We start from the raw sequence: 19,100 nt of genomic DNA on the forward strand, positions 1-19,100 counted from the left end.
TATCGGAAGCGACGCCCCTGTCCGGACCCTCGCGGACGGGGGTGTCGCTTCCGATACCGCCGCTCAGCCGGCGTTCTCGGCGAGCAGCCGACCCAGCCGGGTGCGCCGCGGCCGGGCGTCGACCTGGCTCACGGCTCGGGCCAGCGCCGCGCCGGTGGCGTGCACGATCGACAGGTGCCGCTGCGCGCGGGTGAGCGCGGTGTAGACCAGCGGCCGCGACAGCATCCCCCCGGCCTCCGGCGGCAGGACGACGACCACCCCGGGCCACTCCGAGCCCTGCGCGCGGTGCACGGTGATCGCCCAGCCGTGCCGCAGGTCGCTCATCGCCGACCCGCTCACCGTCACCGGCCCGGAGGCGAAGTCGACGTCGAGGGTGCCGTCGCCGGTGCCGGTGACCACGCCGACCTCGCCGTTGGCGAAGCCGATCGGCTCCAGGTCGAGGTGGTTGGCGGTGGCCACCACGCGGTCCCCGACGTCGAAGCCCCACACCGTGCCCTCGCCCGGGTTGAGCTCCGCCTTGAGCGCCTTGTTCAGCTCGATGGTGCCCGCCGGTCCGCGGTGCACCGGGGTCACCACCTGCACCGTCGCCGGGTCGATGCCCAGCGCCCGCGGGATCGAGTCGGTGACCAGCTGCACCACACGCTTGGCCGCCTCGCCGCTGCCGGCGGCCGGGACGACCACCACCTCGCGGTCGGGGGAGTCCACCGGCGGCAGCTCCCCGGCCCGGACGGCGTTGGCCAGCCGCGCGATCGCCCCGCCCTCGGCCTGCCGGTACAGCGTGGTCAGCTCGGTGACCGGCACGGCCCCGGAGTCGATGAGGTCGCCGAGCACGTGGCCGGGGCCGATCGAGGGCAGCTGCGCGGGGTCACCCACCAGCAGCAGGTGGGTGCCGTCCTGGCAGGCCTCCAGCAGCGCGGCGGTCAGCTCGACGTCGAGCATCGAGGCCTCGTCCACGACGACGACGTCGGCGTCCAGCGGCCACTCCTCGTTGCGGGCGAACCCACCGGTGGTGCCCTGCGCGCCCAGCAGCCGGTGCACGGTGACCGCCGGGTGGTCGGTGAGCTCCTCCAGCCGCTTGGCCGCCCGCCCGGTCGGGGCGGCCAGCGCGACCTCCGTGCCCCTGGACCGCAGCAGCGTGACGATCGCCGCGACGGTGCGGCTCTTGCCGGTGCCCGGGCCGCCGGTCAGCAGCGACACCCCGGCGCCGAGCACCTGCGCGACGGCCCGCTTCTGCGCCTCGTCCAGGCCCTTGGCCACCGAGCGGACGGCGGCCGGGTCGGCGATCCGCTCGGCGGTGGCCGCCAGCCGGGCCACGTTCTCGGCGACGGCCTCCTCGGCCATGCCGTACCGGGCCAGCGAGAGCACCCGCAGCGCTGGGTCGGGCTCGGGGAGCTCGGCTGCGTCGTCCCCACCCTCCCCCTCGTCGAACTCCGGCTCCGGCGGCTCGTGCTCCAGCACGTCCCCGGACTCCACCGCGGCTCCGATCGCCGCGGCCGGGTCGGCGATCTGCTCGGCGCGCAGCGCTGCCACCACCAGGTCGACCGGCAGCACGGTGTGCCCGTCGCGGGTCGCCGTCCGCAGGGTCAGCGACACGATCGCCCGGCCGCGGCGGCTGTCCTGCCGGTCCGCCCCCGGCAGGACGGCGATCGCCAGCCGGTCGGCGTCGTCCAGGGTCACCCCGGTCAGCCCGAGCAGCGCCCACGGGTCGTCCCGCAGCCGGCGGGCGGCGTCGGTGCCCAGCGCATCGGCCGCGGTGGCGGCCAGCCGCGCGTCGAGCCCGGCGCCGACCAGCAGCTCGACCACCTCGTAGGTGGGCGCCGCGGCCAGGAAGCCGGAGAACAGCCGCTCGGCGCGCTGCCGGCCCACCCGGGGCAGCTTCAGCAGCCGGTCGGCGGTGACGTCGTCGGGCGAGGTGATCCCGGCCGCGGGCAGCTCGGCCGCCGTCCGCTTGCCCAGACCCGGCCACAGGCCCGCGGCGCAGAACGCGGCGAAGACCGGGTCGGCTGCGACGGTGGGGCGGGTCACCGGCGTTCCGGGTAACCGAAGTAGGGCGCCGAGACGTCCTCCAGCGCCGTGCGGATCGCCGCGGGCAGCCGCACCGACTCGGCGTCCAGCGAGGCCTGCAGCTGCTGGGCGGTGCGCGCCCCGACCACCGGCGCGGTCACGCCGGGACGGTCGCGCACCCACGCGAGCGCGACCGCCAGCGGGGTGGTGCCGAGCCCGTCCGCGGCGGTGATCACGGCCTCGACGATCCGGTCGGACGTCGGGGTGCGCAGTTCGTCGATGAAGCCCTGCCACTGGGCGTTGGCGCCGCGCGACTCCGTCGGCGTGCTGTACCGGTACTTGCCGGTGAGCAGCCCCCGGCCCAGCGGCGACCAGGCCAGCACGCCCAGGCCCAGCGCCTCCACGGCCGGCACCACCTCGCGCTCCACCCCGCGCTGCAGCAGCGAGTACTCGACCTGGGTGCTCACCACCGGCACCCGGCCCGGCCAGGCGCGCTGCCAGGTGGCCGCCTGCGCGGTCTGCCAGCCGGTGAAGTTGCTGACCCCCACGTAGCGCACCCGCCCGGAGGAGACCGCCGCGTCGCAGGCGGCGAGGGTCTCCTCCATCGGGGTGGTGTCGTCCCAGGCGTGCAGCTGCCACAGGTCCACGTGGTCGAGGTCCAGCCGCTCCAGCGAGGCGTCGAGGGCGGCCAGCAGGTGGCCGCGGGAGGCGCCGCGGCCCATCGGCCCGGGCGAGGTGCGGCCCACGGCCTTGGTCGCGACGAGCACGTCGGAGCGGGGGACGACGTCGGACAGCAGCCGGCCGAGGGTGCGCTCGCTCTCCCCGTCGCAGTAGACGTCGGCGGTGTCGACCAGCGTGCCGCCGGCGTCGACGAACGCCGTCAGCTGCATGGCGGCCTCGTCCTCGTCGGTGTCCCGGCCCCAGGTCATGGTGCCCAGCGCGAGGCGGGAGACGACCAGACCGCTGCGCCCCAGCGCGCGTTGTTCCACGGGAGGCCAAACTACCGGCGACCCCCGACCCCGGCCGGGGAGCGCGGGGGCTCCGGAGCGGCGTGCCGCGTGCTGCCGGGCGCCGCTCTAGGCTGGCCTCCCGTGCTCCGCAGAACCGCTCCCGCCCCCCGCCGCACCGCCCGCCCCGGACGGGGGCCGGCCGCGCGATGAGCTGGATCGAGGCCGTCGTCCTGGGCCTGGTGCAGGGCCTGACCGAGTTCCTGCCGATCTCCTCCAGCGCGCACCTGCGCGTGGTGGGGGAGGCCTTCGGCTGGGGCGACCCCGGCGCGGCGTTCACCGCGATCACCCAGATCGGCACCGAGGCCGCGGTGCTGCTCTACTTCCGGCACGACATCTGGCGGATCATCCACACCTGGTTGCGCTCGCTGGGGGACCGCCGGCTGCGCTCGGACCCCGACGCCCGCATGGGCTGGTTGATCATCGTGGGCAGCGTGCCGATCGTCGTCCTCGGGCTGCTGTTCCAGGACCGCATCGAGACCACCTTCCGCAGCCTCTGGATCGTGGCCACCGCGCTGATCGCCTTCTCGCTGGTCCTGTACTGGGCCGACCGGGTGGGGTCGAAGAAGCGGGAGCTGGACCAGCTCACCGTCGGGCACGGCATCGCCTTCGGCTTCGCCCAGGCGATGGCGCTGGTCCCCGGCGTCTCCCGCTCCGGCGGCACGATCACCATGGGCCTGTTCCTCGGCTACTCACGCTCGGCCGCGGCCCGCTACTCGTTCCTGCTGGCCATCCCGGCGGTGCTGGGGTCCGGCGTCTTCCAGGCCTACGAGGCGCTCACCGGCGGCGTCGAGGGGGAGGCCGTCTCGTGGGGCCCGACGATCCTGGCCACCGTGCTCGCCTTCGGCGTGGGCCTGACGGTCATCGCCTGGCTGCTGCGCTACCTCGACCGCGGCAGCTTCACCCCGTTCGTGGTGTACCGGGTGGTGCTCGGCGCGCTGATCCTCGTCCTGCTCGGCACCGGCGTGATCGCCGCGCAGTGACCAGCTGACCGGCGGTCCTTCTACGCTCGCGGGTCGTGACCACCGTCATCCTCCTGCGGCACGGCCGGACGACGGCCAACGCCGGCGGCGTCCTCGCCGGCTGGACCCCGGGCGTGCAGCTCGACGAGACCGGGCAGGTGCAGGCCAAGGCGGTGGGGGAGCGGCTGGCGCCGGTGCCGCTGGCCGCGGTCGTCAGCAGCCCGCTGGAGCGCTGCCGGCAGACCGCCGCGGCCGTGCTCGACGGGCGGTCGCTGGAGCTGCAGACCGACGACCGGCTCGGCGAGGCCCGGTACGGCGACTGGACCGGGCGGCCGCTCGAGGAGCTGGCCAAGGAGCCGCTGTGGAAGGTGGTCCAGGCCCACCCCTCCGCCGCGGTCTTCCCCGGCGACGAGGGGGAGGGGCTGGCGCAGACCCAGGCGCGGGCGGTCGCCGCCGTCCGGGCGTGGAACGCCGCCCTCGGGCCGGACGCGGTGTGGCTGGCCTGCAGCCACGGCGACGTCATCAAGGCCGTGCTCGCCGACGCCCTCGGCCTGCACCTGGACCAGTTCCAGCGGATCGTCGTCGACCCCGCGTCGATCTCGGTGGTCACCTACACCGACACCCGCCCGTTCGTCGTCCGCATGAACGACACCGGCGGGGACGTCGCCGCGCTGGTCCCGGCGCCGAAGAAGAAGGGCCGCCGGCGGGGCAGGGCCGAGTCCGACGCGGTCGTCGGCGGGGGCGCGGGCGCGACCGTGTGACCTGGGCGTCTCGGCTCGCCCGGGACGGCTCTCCGCGTAACCTGGTCGCGTGCCCCGCCAGGTCCACCTCTTCGACCGTCCGTCCCGGTTCGTCGCCGGCACGGTCGGGCAGCCCGGCGAGCGCACCTTCTACCTGCAGGCCTCCGACGCCTCGGGCCGGGTGGTCAGCGTGGCGCTGGAGAAGACGCAGGTGCAGGTGCTCGCCGACCGCATGAGCGAGCTGCTCGACGAGATCGCCACCCGCCCCGGCGTCGTCGTCCCGCCCGACGCCGAGGTCGACGACCTCGAGCCGCTCACCGCGCCGGTCGACGAGGAGTTCCGGGTGGCCGCCATGGGCCTGGCCTGGGACGGCGAGACGCACGCCGTCGTCGTGGAGGCGGTCGCCGCGGGCGAGGAGCCGGTGGACGAGGACGCGATCCTCTCCGACAGCGAGGAGGGCCCCGACGCGCTCCGGGTGACGATCACCCCCTCCGCCGCCCGCGCCTTCGTCGTCCGCGCGCGCCGCGTGGTGGCCGCCGGCCGGCCTGCCTGCCCGCTGTGCTCCCTGCCGCTGGACCCCAGCGGGCACGTCTGCCCGCGGCAGAACGGCTACCGCCGCTGAGCCCCGCACTGCCGCCCCGATGACCGAGCGCCCCGCCGACCCGGCCGCGGACCTGCGCGCGCCGGGGGACGACGTCGAGGCCCGGCGGCTGCTGCTCGACGGCGAGATCGACCTCGAGGGCCGGATGCTCGACGCGAGCAACGTGACCCTCGTCGGCACGATCCGCACCGACGAGCTCGAGGGCGAGTGCGTCTACAAGCCGGTGGCGGGGGAGCGGCCGCTGTGGGACTTCCCCGACGGCACCCTCGCCGGGCGTGAGGTCGCCGCCGCGCTGGTGTCGGAGGCCACCGGCTGGCAGGTCGTGCCGCCCACCGTGCTGCGCGACGGCCCGTTCGGGCCCGGGATGGTGCAGCTGTGGGTGGACGGCGACCCGTCGGTCGACCTGGCCGCCTTCGTCCGCTCCGACCACCCGGGGCTGCGCCGGATGGCGGTGTTCGACGCGGTCGTGAACAACGCCGACCGCAAGGGCGGGCACATCATCCCGACCCCGGACGGGCACGTGTACGGCGTCGACCACGGCATCTGCTTCTCCGTCGACCCCAAGCTGCGCACCCTGCTGTGGCGCTGGGCCGGCAAGCCGCTGCCCGCCGAGGCGATCGAGGTGCTCGAGCGGCTGCGCGACGACCTGCTGGGCGACCTCGGCGAGCAGCTGCACGAGCACCTCACCCGCCGCGAGGTGCGGCGCACCCAGCAGCGGGTCGCCGACCTGCTGCGCACCGGCTGCCACCCGCAGCCCAGCGGCGACTGGCCCGCCCTGCCCTGGCCGCCGTTCTGAGTGATCTGTCGTCCTCCGGACGACACCGCGGCCGGGTGCGTTCCCCTGCTGAGCCCTGCTTCGCCCTCGCTCGTGCAAGCCCCCGGCCTCCACTCGTCGGGCGACCCTCGCGGGGCGGCGTGCGTTCCAGCGTCTTCGTCCTGCGTCTCGTCCGCCTTCGGGGAACCCTCCGGGTCGCCGCTCAGGCGAACACCCTCCGGCCCCCGCTCGGCGGGACCCGCTCCGCGGCTCGGCCCTAGGTTCCAGCCATGCCGCACCGCTCCCGCCTGGCGATCCTGCTGTTGGACCTGCCGCCCGACACCCACGACCAGGGGCGCGACTTCTGGGCGGCCGCGACCGGTCACCCCGCCGCGCCCGACCCCACCGACCCGGACTGGACCTCGTTGGGCTCGTTCGCCGACGGCTTCCACCTCGAGGTGCAGCGCACCGGCGCCGGGACGCCGCCGCGCTGGCACGTCGACGTCGAGACCGACGACGTCCCCGCGGAAGTGGCCCGCCTGGAGGCGCTGGGCGCCACCCGCTTCGCGGACATGGGCGGCTTCTGGCAGATGAAGGACCCGGCGGGGCTGGTGTTCTGCGTGGTGAGCGTCCAGACCGGCGCGGAGTTCGACCGCCACGCGACCACCTGGCCCTGAGCGGCGGGGTCCGCGGGAGGCCGGGGCCGCGCGCCCCGGGGACCGCCGCCAGTCGGATCTCGGCGGCTACTCCAGCTCGACCAGGTCGATCATCGCGGCAGCCTGCAGCCCGTCGCCGTCGACCGCGAGCACCTCCAGCGGCAGCCGGCGCCAGACGGCGAGCAGCAGGTCGCCCGCGGTGCCGGTCAGCGCGGCGATGGGGAAGGGGCGCGACCCGGGGAAGAGGGTCCGCTCGGCGTCGGCGTCCACCGCGTGGAAGACCACCGGGTGGGCCGACTCCGGCGGTCCCTGGGGCAGCGCGGCGGGCACCATGACGTCCAGCCACTCGTCGAGCCCGTCGAGGCCGACGTCGACCGGGATGGGACGGACGTCGCCGAGCACCTCCTCGACGTCGTAGGTGTGCACGACCGCCTCCATCGCCTGCCGGCGCAGCACGAAGGCGACGTCCTGCCGCGACGCCCACGTCCACACCCGCTCGGCCGGGTCGGCGCCGGCCAGGACCGTCTCCAGCTCCGCCGACTGGGCCAGGACGTACCCGAGCAGCTCGTCGTCGGGACGGCGCTCGGGCTCGACGTAGCTCCCGGGGTCGACGGCGCGGGTGCGCACCACCCAGGTCCAGAAGTGCTGCACCTCGGCCAGGTGCCAGACGAGGTCGGCCAGCGTCCAGCCGGGGCAGCCGGACACCGGCGCCCTCCAGCCCCGGGAGAGCACCGCCTCCGCGGCGGCGTCGGCGAAGCGCGCGTCCGCCTTCTGCAGGACCGGCAGGTACTCGTCGAGCTCCACGATCCACCTCCGACGCCGGGCCGATGTCCTCCCGACAGGATGAGGGCCGCCCGGCGCCGTCGGAAGCCGCATCTAGGCTCGGGGCGTGCTCGCCTGGCCTGCTCCGCTCCTGCCGACCCTCCCGGGCACCGGTCCTGTGCTCAAGCTGTACGACACCTCCCGGGGTGAGGTCGTCGCCACCGCGCCCGAGGACACCGCCCGGATGTACGTCTGCGGGATCACCCCCTACGACGCCACGCACCTGGGCCACGCCGCCACGTACCTCGCGTTCGACCTGGTCAACCGGCTGTGGCGGGACGCCGGGCACGCGGTGCACTACGTGCAGAACGTCACCGACATCGACGACCCGCTGCTCGAGCGCGCCGACCGCGACGGCGAGGACTGGATCGTCCTGGGCATGCGCGAGACGGCGCTGTTCCGGGAGGACATGACCGCGCTGCGGGTGCTCCCGCCCGACGACTACGTCGGCGCGGTCGAGTCGATCCCGCGGATCGTGGCGCACATCGAGGACCTGCTCGACGACGGCCTGGCCTACGTCCTCGACGACGGCACCGGCGACGTCTACCACGACGTCGCGCAGGCCCCCGGGTTCGGCGGGGAGTCCCGCTACGACGAGGAGACCATGCTGCGCTTCTTCGCCGAGCGCGGCGGCGACCCCGACCGCGCGGGCAAGCGCAACCGGCTCGACCCGCTGCTGTGGCGCGGCGAGCGCCCGGGGGAGCCCTCGTGGCCCGGGCCCCGCGGCACCGCCGGCCGCCCCGGCTGGCACATCGAGTGCGCCACGATCGCGCTGGAGACCATCGGCATGGGCTTCGACGTCCAGGGCGGCGGCAGCGACCTGGTCTTCCCGCACCACGAGTACTCCGCCGTCCACGCCGAGGCGCTGACCGCCACCAAGCCCTTCGCCCGGGCCTACGTGCACGCGGCGATGATCGGCCTGGACGGCGAGAAGATGAGCAAGAGCCGCGGCAACCTGGTGTTCGTCTCCAAGCTCCGCGGCGAGGGCGTCGACCCGATGGCGATCCGCCTGGCGCTGTTGTCCGGGCACTACCGCACCGACCGCGCCTGGACGCCGGATCTGCTGCGGGAGGCCGAGCAGCGGCTGGCCACCTGGCGCCGGGCGGTGGCCCGGCCGGCCGGCGCGCCCGCCGCGCCGGTGCTGCAGGGCGTGCGCGAGCGGCTCAACGACGACCTCGACAGCGCCGGCGCGATCGCCCTCGTCGACCGGTGGGCGGCGCGGACGCTGGCGGCCGGGGACGGCGACGACCTGGAGGACGGCGCCCCGACGGTGGTGTGCGACGCGGTCGACGCGCTCCTGGGCGTCGAGCTGGACTCGTGCGCCGTGAGCCCGGCCCTGCAGGGCCGCTGATGCAGGCGGGGCCCTTCCGGCTGGTCGACCGGGCGGCGCGGGAGGCGGCCGAGGAGGACCTCGCGCCGTCCGCGACCCGCTCGGCGGCGACGCGCGGCCGGGCGGTCGCCGAGCCGGAGGACTCCCTGCGCACGGCGTTCGAGCGCGACCGCGACCGGATCCTGCACGCCAAGGCCTTCCGCCGGCTCAAGCACAAGACGCAGGTCTTCCTCAACCCGGACGGCGACCACTTCGTCACCCGGCTGACCCACACCCTCCAGGTCACCCAGGTGGCCCGGTCCCTGGCCCGCGCGCTGGGCCTCAACGAGACCCTGGCCGAGGCGGTCGCGCTGGGCCACGACCTGGGGCACTCGCCGTTCGGGCACATCGGCGAGGACGCCCTGGAGCCCTACGTGCCCGGCGGCTGGCACCACGCCGCCCAGGGGGTGCGGATCGTCGAGGTGCTGGAGCGGCTCAACCTCACGTGGGAGGTCCGCGACGGCATCCGGGCGCACAGCTGGAAGATCGACCCGCCGCCGGACACCCGCGAGGCCGAGTGCGTGCGGTACGCCGACCGGATCGGCTACCTCTCCCACGACGCGCTGGACGCCGTCCGGGCCGGGGTGCTGCGGGTGGGCGACCTGCCGGCCCGTGCCCGCGCCGCGTTCGGGGACCCCGGCAGCCAGATGGTCGGCGCCATGATCGCGGCGGTCGTGGAGGGCTCGCTCTCGGAGGCGAACACCGCCGGCGCCGTCGGGATGGCGCCCGAGCCGCTGGCGGCGATGCACGAGCTCCGGACGTTCATGTTCGAGCGGGTCTACGCCTCCGAGACCGCCGCGGGGCAGAAGCAGCTGGCCATCGACGTCACCCGCCGGCTGGTCGACCACCACCTGGCCCACCCGGAGCTGATCCCGGCGTCCTACCGCGACCGCGAGGCCGACCCGGTCACCCAGGTCGTGGACTACGTGTCCGGCATGACCGACCGGTTCGCCCTGACGATGCACGACCGGCTCTTCGACGCCGACGCCACCTCGGCGATGCGGCCGCTGCTGCGCCTCCCGTAGCCCCGCCCGACGCCGAGCGGGCGTGGTTCGCTGCCGCCGTCACGACCGTTATCCCCAACACAGCCGCCCCGTCAGGTGCCGACGACCAGCGGTCACGAAGGCGGGGAGAGCAGTGACGACGAGGCACACCCGCCGACGTCGGCGGACGTCCCTGGTGGCGTGCGGGTCAGTCGGGGGAGCGCAGCAGGAGGACCCCGTCGCCCCCCGCCCCTCGCACGCTCGAGGCGGGACCCGGCGACGGGGCCGACATCAGGTCGTGCCGCCCCGGCGGCGCAGATATCTCTCGAACTCGCGGGCGATGGCGTCGCCGCTGGCGTTGGAGAGGTCCACCTCGGTGGCCCGCTCCTCGAGGGAGCGCACGTACTCCACGACCTCGGCGTCCTCGTTGGCCATCTCGTCGACGGTCCTCACCCAGTCCTCGGCCTGCTGGGGCAGCGCGCCCAGCGGCACGGCGAGCTCGAGGACCTCCTCGACCCGCTGCAGCAGTGCCACGGTGGCGCGCGGCGACGGCGGCTGGGAGACGTAGTGCGGCACGGCGGCCCAGAAGCTGATCGCCGGCAGCCCGGCCTGCACGCAGGCGTCCTGGAAGACGCCGAGGATGCCGGTCGGGCCCTCGTAACGGGACGTCTCCAGGCCCCACCGCTCGGCGGACTCGGCGTCGTAGGCCGACCCGGTCACCGGCGTCGGCCGGGTGTGCGGGGTGTCGGCCAGCAGCGCGCCGAGCCCGACGACGGTGCGGACGTCGAGCTCCTGGCACAGCTCGATGAGCTCCTCGCAGAAGCCGCGCCAGCGCATGTTGGGCTCGATGCCGCGGATGAGGACGACGTCGCGGTCCGAGCCCGGCGGGCGGGCGACGGAGATGCGCGTCGTCGGCCACTCGATCCGGCGGCTCACCCCGCCGATGAGCGAGACGGTGGGCCGGTTGACCTGGAAGTCGTAGTAGTCCTCGGGGTCGAGCGCGGCGAGCGGGGTGGCGTCCCAGATGAGCTCGAGGTGCTCCAGCGCCCCGGTGGCGGCGTCCCCGGCGTCGTTCCAGCCCTCGAAGGCGACGACCGCGACGGGGTCGTTCAGCCGGGGCAGGTCCTCAGGAGTGGACTTCGGGTCGATCACCCCTGGAAGCCTACGTCGCGCGCACGGACACGCCGTGTGCTCGCCGACCCGTCCGTGTGGCCGCCGTCCCCCACGGGAGCGACTCCCCGCCGCGGGGGACGGCTACCCTGGCTCGGTGTCGTCCCGCAACACGTCTTCCGCCGGGGGGACGTCGTCCCCCCGCCCCGATGCCACCGCGCAGCTCACCGCCCTGCTGCAGCAGCGCATCCTGGTGCTCGACGGCGCGATGGGGACGGCGATCCAGCGCGACCGGCCCGACGAGGCCGGCTACCGCGGCGAGCGCTTCGCCGCCTGGCCCACCGACGTGCAGGGCAACAACGACCTGCTGTGCCTGACCCGGCCCGAGCTGGTCGCCGGCATCCACCGCGAGTACCTCGAGGCCGGCGCGGACCTGGTCGAGACCAACACCTTCAACGCCAACCGCATCTCGCTGGCCGACTACGGCATGGCCGGCCTGGCGCACGAGATCAACGTCGCGGCCGCCCGCCTCGCCCGCCGCGAGTGCGACGCGATGACCGCGCGCACCCCGGACAAGCCGCGCTTCGTCGTCGGCGCGCTCGGCCCGACCAGCAAGACCGCGTCCATCTCGCCCGACGTCAACGACCCGGGCGCCCGCAACGTCAGCTACGACGAGCTGGTCGAGGCGTACCTGGAGCAGGCCTCCGGGCTGGTGGACGGCGGCTGCGACGTCCTGCTCGTCGAGACGGTCTTCGACACCCTCAACGCGAAGGCGGCGGTCTTCGCGCTGGAGACGCTGTTCGAGCAGCGCGGCCGCCGCTGGCCGGTGATGGTGTCCGGGACGATCACCGACGCCTCGGGGCGGACGCTGTCGGGCCAGGTCACCGAGGCGTTCTGGTACTCGGTGCGGCACGCCCGCCCGTTGCTGGTCGGCCTCAACTGCGCCCTGGGCGCCAAGGAGATGCGGCCCTACCTCGCCGAGATGGCGCGGGTCGCGGACACGTTCGTCTCCTGCTACCCGAACGCCGGCCTGCCCAACGCCTTCGGCGAGTACGACGAGTCGCCGGAGGAGACCGCCGCGCTCGTCGGGGAGTTCGCCGCCAGCGGCCTGGTCAACCTCGTCGGCGGCTGCTGCGGCACCACGCCCGCCCACGTCGCCGCCCTGGCCGCGGCGGTCGAGGGGACCGCGCCCCGCACGCCGCCGCAGGTGGCGCCGGCGCTGCGCCTGTCCGGCCTGGAGCCGCTGCCCGTCACCGCCGACAGCCTGTTCGTGAACGTCGGCGAGCGGACCAACATCACCGGCTCGGCCCGCTTCCGCAACCTGATCAAGGCCGGCGACTACACCACCGCGCTCGCCGTCGCCCGGCAGCAGGTCGAGGCCGGCGCCCAGGTCATCGACGTCAACATGGACGAGGGGATGATCGACGGCGTCGCAGCGATGGACCGCTTCACCAAGCTGATCGCCGCCGAGCCCGACATCTGCCGCGTGCCGATCATGATCGACTCCTCGAAGTGGGAGGTCATCGAGGCGGGCCTGAAGAACGTCCAGGGCAAGGCGATCGTCAACTCCATCTCGCTGAAGGCGGGGGAGGAGGACTTCGTCCGCCAGGCCCGGCTGTGCCGCAAGTACGGCGCCGCGGTCGTGGTCATGGCCTTCGACGAGGCCGGCCAGGCCGACAGCCTGGCGCGCCGCACCGACGTCTGCCGGCGCGCGTACGACGTCCTCACCCGGCAGGTCGGCTTCCCTGCCGAGGACGTCATCTTCGACCCGAACGTCTTCGCCGTCGCCACCGGCATCGAGGAGCACGCCCGGTACGGGCTGGACTTCATCGAGGCGACCCGCTGGATCAAGCAGAACCTGCCCGGCGCCCTGGTCTCCGGCGGGATCTCCAACGTCTCGTTCTCCTTCCGCGGCAACAACCGCGTGCGGGAGGCCATCCACGCCGTGTTCCTGTTCCACGCGATCGCGGCGGGCCTGGACATGGGGATCGTCAACGCCGGCGCCCTCGAGGTCTACGACGAGGTGCCGCCGGACCTGCGGGAGCGGATCGAGGACGTCGTCCTCGCCCGGCGGCCCGACGCCACCGAGCGGCTGCTGGAGATCGCCGGCGACTTCGCCCGGGACGGCGCGGCGCGGGAGGTCGCCACCGACGAGTGGCGGTCCCTGCCGGTGGCGGAGCGGATCACCCACGCGCTGGTGAAGGGCATCGACGAGTTCGTCGAGGCCGACACCGAGGAGCTGCGGGCACAGATCAGCGCGCGCGGCGGCCGGCCCATCGAGGTGATCGAGGGCCCGCTGATGGCGGGCATGAACGTCGTCGGCGACCTGTTCGGCGCCGGGAAGATGTTCCTGCCCCAGGTGGTCAAGTCCGCCCGGGTCATGAAGAAGGCCGTCGCCTACCTCGTCCCCTTCATCGAGGCCGAGAAGCAGCCCGGCGACGTCGAGCGCAGCAACGGCAAGGTCGTCATGGCCACCGTCAAGGGCGACGTCCACGACATCGGCAAGAACATCGTCGGCGTGGTGCTGCAGTGCAACAACTACGACGTCGTCGACCTCGGCGTCATGGTCCCGGGGCAGCAGGTCCTCGACGCGGCCAAGCACGAGGGCGCCGACGTCATCGGCCTGTCCGGGCTGATCACGCCGTCCCTCGACGAGATGGCCTCCCTCGCCGCGGAGATGGAGCGCCAGGGCTTCGACGTCCCCCTGCTGATCGGGGGCGCGACCACCTCGCGGGCGCACACGGCGGTCAAGGTCGCGCCGCGCTACCACGGCCCGGTCATCTGGGTGAAGGACGCCTCGCGGTCGGTGCCGGTGGTCGCCGCGCTGCTGTCGGACGAGCAGCGCCCGCGCCTGCTGGCCGAGACCGAGCGCGACTACGCGGCGCTGCGCGAGCGGCACGCCGCCCGGCAGGACACCCGGACGATGCTGCCGCTGGCCGCCGCCCGCGCGGCCGCGCCGGAGTTCGACTGGACCGGCTACACCCCGCCGCGGCCGCGGATGCTGCTCCAGCAGGCCCGGGACACGGGCACCGAGCACGCGCACGGCGTCGCCACGCAGTTCGTGCGGGTGATCCCCGACCAGCCGGTCGAGGAGCTGCGCGGGTACATCGACTGGCAGCCGTTCTTTACCGCCTGGGAGATGCGCGGCCGGTTCCCCGACGTCCTCAACAACCCGGCGACGGCCGAGGCCGCCCGGCGGCTGTACGCGGACGCCCAGGCGATGCTCGACCGGGTCGTCGCCGAGCGCTGGCTGCGGGCCACCGGCGTCTTCGGCCTGTTCCCGGCCAACCGGGTGGACGGCGAGGACATCGCGGTCTACACCGACGAGACCCGCCGCGCCGTCCGGGCGACCCTGCACCAGCTGCGCCAGCAGACCGAGGGCCGGGACGGCGCCCCCCGCAAGTCGCTGGCCGACTTCGTCGCGCCGGCCGAGACCGGCCTGCCCGACTTCGTCGGCGCCTTCGCGGTCACCGCGGGCATCGGCCTGGCCGAGCGGGTGGCGGCGTTCAAGGCGGCCAACGACGACTACAGCGCGATCATGCTCGAGGCCCTGGGCGACCGGCTCGCCGAGGCGTTCGCGGAGCGGCTGCACCAGCGGGTGCGCACGGAGTTCTGGGGCTACGCGCCCGACGAGCGACTGGACAACGACGCGCTGATCGCCGAGCGCTACACCGGCATCCGGCCGGCGCCCGGGTACCCCGCCTGCCCGGAGCACACCGAGAAGCGGACCATCTGGGCGCTGCTCGACGTCGAGGCCACCACCGGCATCCAGCTCACCGAGAGCATGGCGATGTGGCCGGGCGCGGCGGTCAGCGGGCTGTACTTCGCGCACCCGCAGGCCCGCTACTTCAACCTGGGGCGGATCGGCCGCGACCAGGTCGAGGACTACGCACGGCGCAAGGGCTGGACCCTCGCCGAGGCGGAGCGGTGGCTCTCGCCCAACCTCGGGTACCGCACCGACGACGAGTGAGTGCGGCGACGATCACCCCGCCGGGGCGGCCGGTGCACCGGCCGGCCGCCGTAGGGTTGGTGCAGTGCGCACCCCCGAGACCTCCGGCGTGAGCGGCACCGCCCTCACGTCCGCCGGCCGCCTCCAGGCGGTGCTGTTCGACATGGACGGCACGCTCGTGGAGACCGAGCAGTACTGGGGCGAGGCCATGTCCGCCCTGGGCCGCGAGCTGGGCGGGGACTTCTCGGACGCGGCCCGGGAGCGGACCGTCGGCACCAGCATGCGCGTGTCGATGGGCGTCCTGTACGCCGACCTCGGCGTGCAGCGCACCGAGGACGAGTTCCTCGCCGACTGCCGGTGGATCGAGGACCGCGTGGCGGTGCTGCTGGGCGGGGAGATCCGCTGGCGGCCCGGGGCGCGGGAGCTGATCGCCGAGGTCCGCTCGGCCGCGACGCCGACCGCGCTGGTGACGACGACGCCGCGGCGGCTGGCCGACATCGTGCTGGGCGCGATCGGCCGGGCGTTCCCCGACCTCCCGCCCTTCGACGTCACCGTCTGCGGCGACGAGGTGCCCGCGCGCAAGCCCGACCCGGCGCCCTACCGGCAGGCCATGGCCGCGCTCGGCGTGGACCCGGCCGGCTGCGTCGTGCTGGAGGACTCCGTCGCCGGTGCGACCGCCGGCCTGGCCGCGGGCGCCGTGGTGCTCGGCGTGCCCTCGCTGCAGCCGCTGCCGCCGGCTCCCGGCCTGGTCCTGCGGGACACGCTGGACGGCGTGGGTCTCGCCGACCTCGCCGACCTGCTGGCCGCGCGCGACACGGTCGACGCCTAGGCCGCCGCGGCCGGCGTCACCTCGCGGCCCCGGGACAGGACCAGCCGGGTGCGCTGCAGCCCGGTGACGTCGCGGGTCACGTCCCCGTCGGCCAGCAGCAGGTCGGCGTCCAGGCCGGGCGCCAGCCGGCCGGTCCGGTCGCCCAGCCCGCACGCGCGGGCGGCCCGGCCGGTGGCCGCCGCCAGCGCCTCGGCCACCGGGACGCCGCACTCGCGCACCAGGTCGGCCACCGCCATGGGCACCAGGCCGTGCCGCTTGGGCGGGGAGATCCCGGCATCGGTGCCGGCCAGGAGGGTCACGCCGGCCTGCCGCAGCCGGGCCACGTTGGCCAGCTGCGCCTCGAAGGTGGCTCCGGTGGCGTCCATCCGGGCCTGGACGTGCGGCGGGGGGTCCATGCCCGGCAGGCGGCCGAGGGTGGGGCACACCAGCGTGCCGGCCCCCGCCAGGCCCTCCGCGAGCTCGGGCGGCGTCCGCACGCCGTGCGGGGTCAGGCAGGTGCAGTGCTCGATGCCGTCGACCCCGGCGTCGAGGCACTGCTGCACGGCCGTCAGCGCGTGGGCGTGGGCGGTGACCGGCAGGCCGTGCCGGTGCCCCTCGTCGACCACCGCGCGCAGCTCGGCCAGGGAGAACTGACCGGCGGCGAGGTCGGTCCCGGGGGTCATCAGCCCGCCGCTGGCCATCACCTTGACCACGTCGGCACCCCGCTCGGCGCGCTCCCGCACCGCCCGGCGCAGCTGGTCGACCCCGGCGGCCTCGCCGCCCATGTTCCAGCAGTGCCCGCCGGGGGAGGTGATCGGCGGCCCGGCGGCCACGATCGTCGGCCCGCCGTCGCCACGCCGCCGGTGCTCGAGGACCGCCCACCGGGCGTCGCCGAGGTCCCGGACGGCGGTGACCCCGGCGCGCAGGTGCTGCTGCCCGGCCTCGGCGATGACCGCGTCGAGCCGGTCGGGGGACAGCTCGGGGAGCTGGTCGAGCGCCCGCGGCCCGCTGTCGCCGCACAGGTGCACGTGCGTGTCGACCAGGCCGGGCAGCAGCGTGGTGTCCGGGAGCTCGGTGACCGGGCACCCGGCCGGCACCGCTGCGGCGGCCGGCTCGACGCCGACGATCGTGCCGCCCTCGACCAGGACGATGGCTCCGCCGGGCAGCACCCGCTCGCCGTCGAAGGCCCGCTGCGCCCGGAGTGCCCGCATGCGCGTCACTGTCGACCCGGGGGCCCGGTCAGCGGAAGGGGACCCGGCCGGCCACTCGTCCAGCAGCGCCCGGTCCGACCGGCCCTCTCCCGTCCCCGACCCTGCCAGGCACGGGAGGACGGGGCCCTCCTCAGTCGCGCTCGACGATCGGCAGGGTCTGCCAGCCGGCCGCGGCTGCGGCCTCCGCCGGGAAGGGCGGGGGAGTGCCGCCGAACGACGGGCACAGCGCCTGGTGGTCGCACCAGTCGCACAGCCGCGTCCGGTTGGGTCGGAAGTCGCCGCTGGCCACCGCCCGCTCGATCGCCGCCCAGATGGCCTGCAGGGTGCGCTCGAAGCGCACCAGCTCGCCCTCGTCCGGCGCGTAGGTCAGCGCGTCTCCGTCGCCGAGGTAGAGCAGCTTGAGCTGGCTGGCCACCACACCCCGGGTGCGCCACAGCACCAGCGCGTAGAACTTCATCTGGAACAGCGCCTTGGCCTCGAAGGCCTCGCGCGGCATCGACCCGGTCTTGTAGTCGACCACCCGCAGCGCTCCGTTGGGCGCGACGTCGAGCCGGTCGACGTAGCCGCGCAGCAGCAGCCCGTCGGGCAGGGTGACCTCGACCAGCTGCTCCCGGCCGTCCGGCTCGATGCGGGACGGGTCCTCCAGGGAGAAGTAGGTCTCCACGAGCTTGCCGGCCGAGGCCAGCCACGCGTCGAGGGACGGGCCGGCCGGCTCGTCGTCGGCTGCGCCTCCCTCGGCGAACAGCTCGGCGACCTCGGGATCGGCCCGCAGCTCCTCCCACGCCGGGGCGACCAGCTCGCGGGCGGCCGCCGGTGTCCGCTGCCGGGCGGGCAGGTCGTAGAGCCTCTCCAGCACCGCGTGCACCAGCGTGCCGCGGACGGCGGCCAGGCTCTTGCGCTCGGGCAGCCGGTCGATCGTGCGGAACCGGTAGAGCAGGGGACAGGTCTTGAAGTCCGCGGCCCGGCTCGGGGAGAGCGCGGGACGGCGCGGGGTCGCCGTCTCGTCGACGGGCGAGTCCGGGGAAGAGGGGACCGGCTGCCCGGGCTGCACCGGGGCCGCGAGCGCCGAGTCCTGCGCCATCGTCGTCACCTCTCCGAGGCTAGGCGCGCCCACCGACAGTTCCGAGTGCGCGCGCCGGGCCGCGACCGGCTGCTCCGTAGGCTGGCCGCCCGTGGACGCGCAGCAGCAGACCCCCGAGCCCGCCTCGCCCGACGCCCCGGCCCGCGAGCCGGTGCCCGGTGCCTTCGTCGTCGGCGACCGCGTCCAGCTCACCGACCCGAAGGGCCGGCTGCACACCGTCGTCCTGGAGCCGGGCAAGCAGTTCCACACCCACCGCGGCGCGATCGCGCACGACGACCTGATCGGCGCCCCCGAGGGGTCCGTCGTCCACTCCACGGCCAACACCGGCTACCTGGCGTTCCGGCCGCTGCTGGCCGACTTCGTGCTGTCCATGCCGCGCGGCGCGCAGGTCATCTACCCCAAGGACGCCGCCCAGATCGTCGGCTTCGGCGACATCGGCCCGGGCATGCGGGTGCTGGAGGCCGGCGCCGGGTCCGGGGCGCTGACCTGCTCGCTGCTGCGCGCGGTCGGGGAGCGGGGGAGCGTCACCAGCTACGAGCGGCGCGAGGACTTCGCCGACGTCGCCCGCGCCAACGTGGGCGCGTTCTTCGGCGCGGTGCCGCCGCACTGGTCGCTGCGGCTCGGCGACCTCGCCGAGCACCCCGCGGAGGAGGTCGTCGACCGCGTCGTCCTCGACATGCTCGAGCCCTGGGCGGTGCTGCCGACCGTGGCGGCCGCGCTCCGCCCCGGCGGCGTGCTCGTCGGGTACGTCGCGACGGCCACCCAGCTGTCGACCCTCGTCGAGGCGCTGCGCGCCCAGGGCGTGTGGACCGAGCCGCACGCCTGGGAGACCCTGCTGCGGCCCTGGCACGCCGTCGGGCTGGCCGTTCGGCCGGAGCACCGGATGGTCGCGCACACGGCCTTCCTGGTGACGGCGCGGCGGCTCGCGGAGGGCGTCGTGGCACCGGTCCGACAGCGGCGCGCACAGAAGGGGTGACCCTCGGCGGGGCGCCTGGGACCATACGCAACCCAGACGTTCCCTCCTCGTGACCGGGGTGCCCGCG

At 75.1% G+C, this 19,100-nt stretch carries 16 protein-coding genes; 10 read left to right on the plus strand and 6 right to left on the minus strand.

Annotated elements, in window-relative coordinates; all coding sequences use genetic code 11:
* Window positions 1–63: 63 nt before the first annotated feature.
* Together ACI782_RS06065 and ACI782_RS06070 are read right to left on the minus strand one after the other, a co-directional pair.
* On the minus strand, window positions 64–2,025 hold the full coding sequence (locus ACI782_RS06065) for an AAA family ATPase (RefSeq protein ID WP_456907121.1): 1,962 nt from the start codon (window positions 2,023–2,025) through the stop codon (window positions 64–66).
* Window positions 2,022–2,993: an aldo/keto reductase gene (locus tag ACI782_RS06070; protein ID WP_456907123.1), complete on the minus strand. Its 972-nt coding sequence runs from the start codon at window positions 2,991–2,993 to the stop codon at window positions 2,022–2,024. The genes ACI782_RS06065 and ACI782_RS06070 overlap by 4 nt, the downstream gene beginning before the upstream one ends.
* Window positions 2,994–3,160: 167 nt before the next feature.
* Here ACI782_RS06070 and ACI782_RS06075 point away from each other — a divergent pair, with 167 nt between their 5' ends.
* The 5 genes from ACI782_RS06075 (at window position 3,161) to ACI782_RS06095 (ending at window position 6,745) form a co-directional block, all read left to right on the plus strand.
* Window positions 3,161–3,994 carry an undecaprenyl-diphosphate phosphatase gene (locus ACI782_RS06075; protein WP_456907125.1) on the plus strand — a complete coding sequence of 278 codons (834 nt, stop codon included), beginning with the start codon at window positions 3,161–3,163 and terminating at the stop codon, window positions 3,992–3,994.
* Window positions 3,995–4,029: 35 nt separating this feature from the next.
* Entirely contained in the window at window positions 4,030–4,734 is a 705-nt protein-coding gene (locus ACI782_RS06080; protein WP_456907129.1) for a histidine phosphatase family protein, read from the plus strand.
* 49 nt (window positions 4,735–4,783) lie between these two features.
* Window positions 4,784–5,335: a DUF3090 family protein gene (locus ACI782_RS06085; protein ID WP_456907131.1), complete on the plus strand. Its 552-nt coding sequence runs from the start codon at window positions 4,784–4,786 to the stop codon at window positions 5,333–5,335.
* 19 nt (window positions 5,336–5,354) lie between these two features.
* Window positions 5,355–6,110: an SCO1664 family protein gene (locus ACI782_RS06090; protein WP_456907133.1), complete on the plus strand. Its 756-nt coding sequence runs from the start codon at window positions 5,355–5,357 to the stop codon at window positions 6,108–6,110.
* Window positions 6,111–6,358: 248 nt separating this feature from the next.
* Complete coding sequence (locus ACI782_RS06095) at window positions 6,359–6,745, plus strand: VOC family protein (RefSeq protein ID WP_456907135.1); 387 nt, start codon at window positions 6,359–6,361, stop codon at window positions 6,743–6,745.
* 66 nt (window positions 6,746–6,811) lie between these two features.
* On the opposite strand, the gene ACI782_RS06100 is transcribed toward ACI782_RS06095, so the two are convergent.
* Window positions 6,812–7,528 (minus strand): maleylpyruvate isomerase family mycothiol-dependent enzyme, encoded by a 717-nt coding sequence (locus ACI782_RS06100; protein WP_456907136.1) that lies wholly within the window; start codon window positions 7,526–7,528, stop codon window positions 6,812–6,814.
* 85 nt (window positions 7,529–7,613) lie between these two features.
* Here ACI782_RS06100 and mshC point away from each other — a divergent pair, with 85 nt between their 5' ends.
* Together mshC and ACI782_RS06110 are read left to right on the plus strand one after the other, a co-directional pair.
* The gene (gene mshC / locus ACI782_RS06105; protein WP_456907138.1) at window positions 7,614–8,897 is read left to right on the plus strand and encodes a cysteine--1-D-myo-inosityl 2-amino-2-deoxy-alpha-D-glucopyranoside ligase; all 1,284 of its coding nucleotides are present in this window, start codon (window positions 7,614–7,616) and stop codon (window positions 8,895–8,897) included.
* Complete coding sequence (locus ACI782_RS06110; protein WP_456907140.1) at window positions 8,897–9,940, plus strand: HD domain-containing protein; 1,044 nt, start codon at window positions 8,897–8,899, stop codon at window positions 9,938–9,940. The genes mshC and ACI782_RS06110 overlap by 1 nt, the downstream gene beginning before the upstream one ends.
* 249 nt (window positions 9,941–10,189) lie before the next feature.
* Here the strand turns inward: ACI782_RS06110 and ACI782_RS06115 are convergent, their stop codons facing one another.
* A complete protein-coding gene (locus ACI782_RS06115) occupies window positions 10,190–11,050 on the minus strand; it encodes a PAC2 family protein (protein ID WP_456907142.1) in 861 nt (286 codons plus the stop codon).
* A gap of 115 nt (window positions 11,051–11,165) precedes the next feature.
* Here ACI782_RS06115 and metH point away from each other — a divergent pair, with 115 nt between their 5' ends.
* Both metH and ACI782_RS06125 read left to right on the plus strand, forming a co-directional pair.
* Window positions 11,166–14,978, plus strand: coding sequence for a methionine synthase (gene metH / locus ACI782_RS06120; RefSeq protein ID WP_456907144.1), 3,813 nt, complete (start codon window positions 11,166–11,168; stop codon window positions 14,976–14,978).
* Window positions 14,979–15,042: 64 nt separating this feature from the next.
* On the plus strand, window positions 15,043–15,786 hold the full coding sequence (locus tag ACI782_RS06125) for an HAD family hydrolase (protein WP_456907146.1): 744 nt from the start codon (window positions 15,043–15,045) through the stop codon (window positions 15,784–15,786).
* On the opposite strand, the gene ACI782_RS06130 is transcribed toward ACI782_RS06125, so the two are convergent.
* Window positions 15,783–16,976 carry an amidohydrolase family protein gene (locus tag ACI782_RS06130; protein ID WP_456907148.1) on the minus strand — a complete coding sequence of 398 codons (1,194 nt, stop codon included), beginning with the start codon at window positions 16,974–16,976 and terminating at the stop codon, window positions 15,783–15,785. The genes ACI782_RS06125 and ACI782_RS06130 overlap by 4 nt on opposite strands.
* Before the next feature lie 130 nt (window positions 16,977–17,106).
* Window positions 17,107–18,057, minus strand: a complete 951-nt coding sequence (locus ACI782_RS06135; protein ID WP_456907346.1) for a RecB family exonuclease — start codon at window positions 18,055–18,057, stop codon at window positions 17,107–17,109.
* Between the two features lie 91 nt (window positions 18,058–18,148).
* Here ACI782_RS06135 and ACI782_RS06140 point away from each other — a divergent pair, with 91 nt between their 5' ends.
* Window positions 18,149–19,033 carry a tRNA (adenine-N1)-methyltransferase gene (locus ACI782_RS06140; protein WP_456907150.1) on the plus strand — a complete coding sequence of 295 codons (885 nt, stop codon included), beginning with the start codon at window positions 18,149–18,151 and terminating at the stop codon, window positions 19,031–19,033.
* The last annotated feature ends 67 nt before the right edge of the window (window positions 19,034–19,100 follow it).

The organism is Geodermatophilus sp. SYSU D00703 (genome assembly GCF_054050155.1).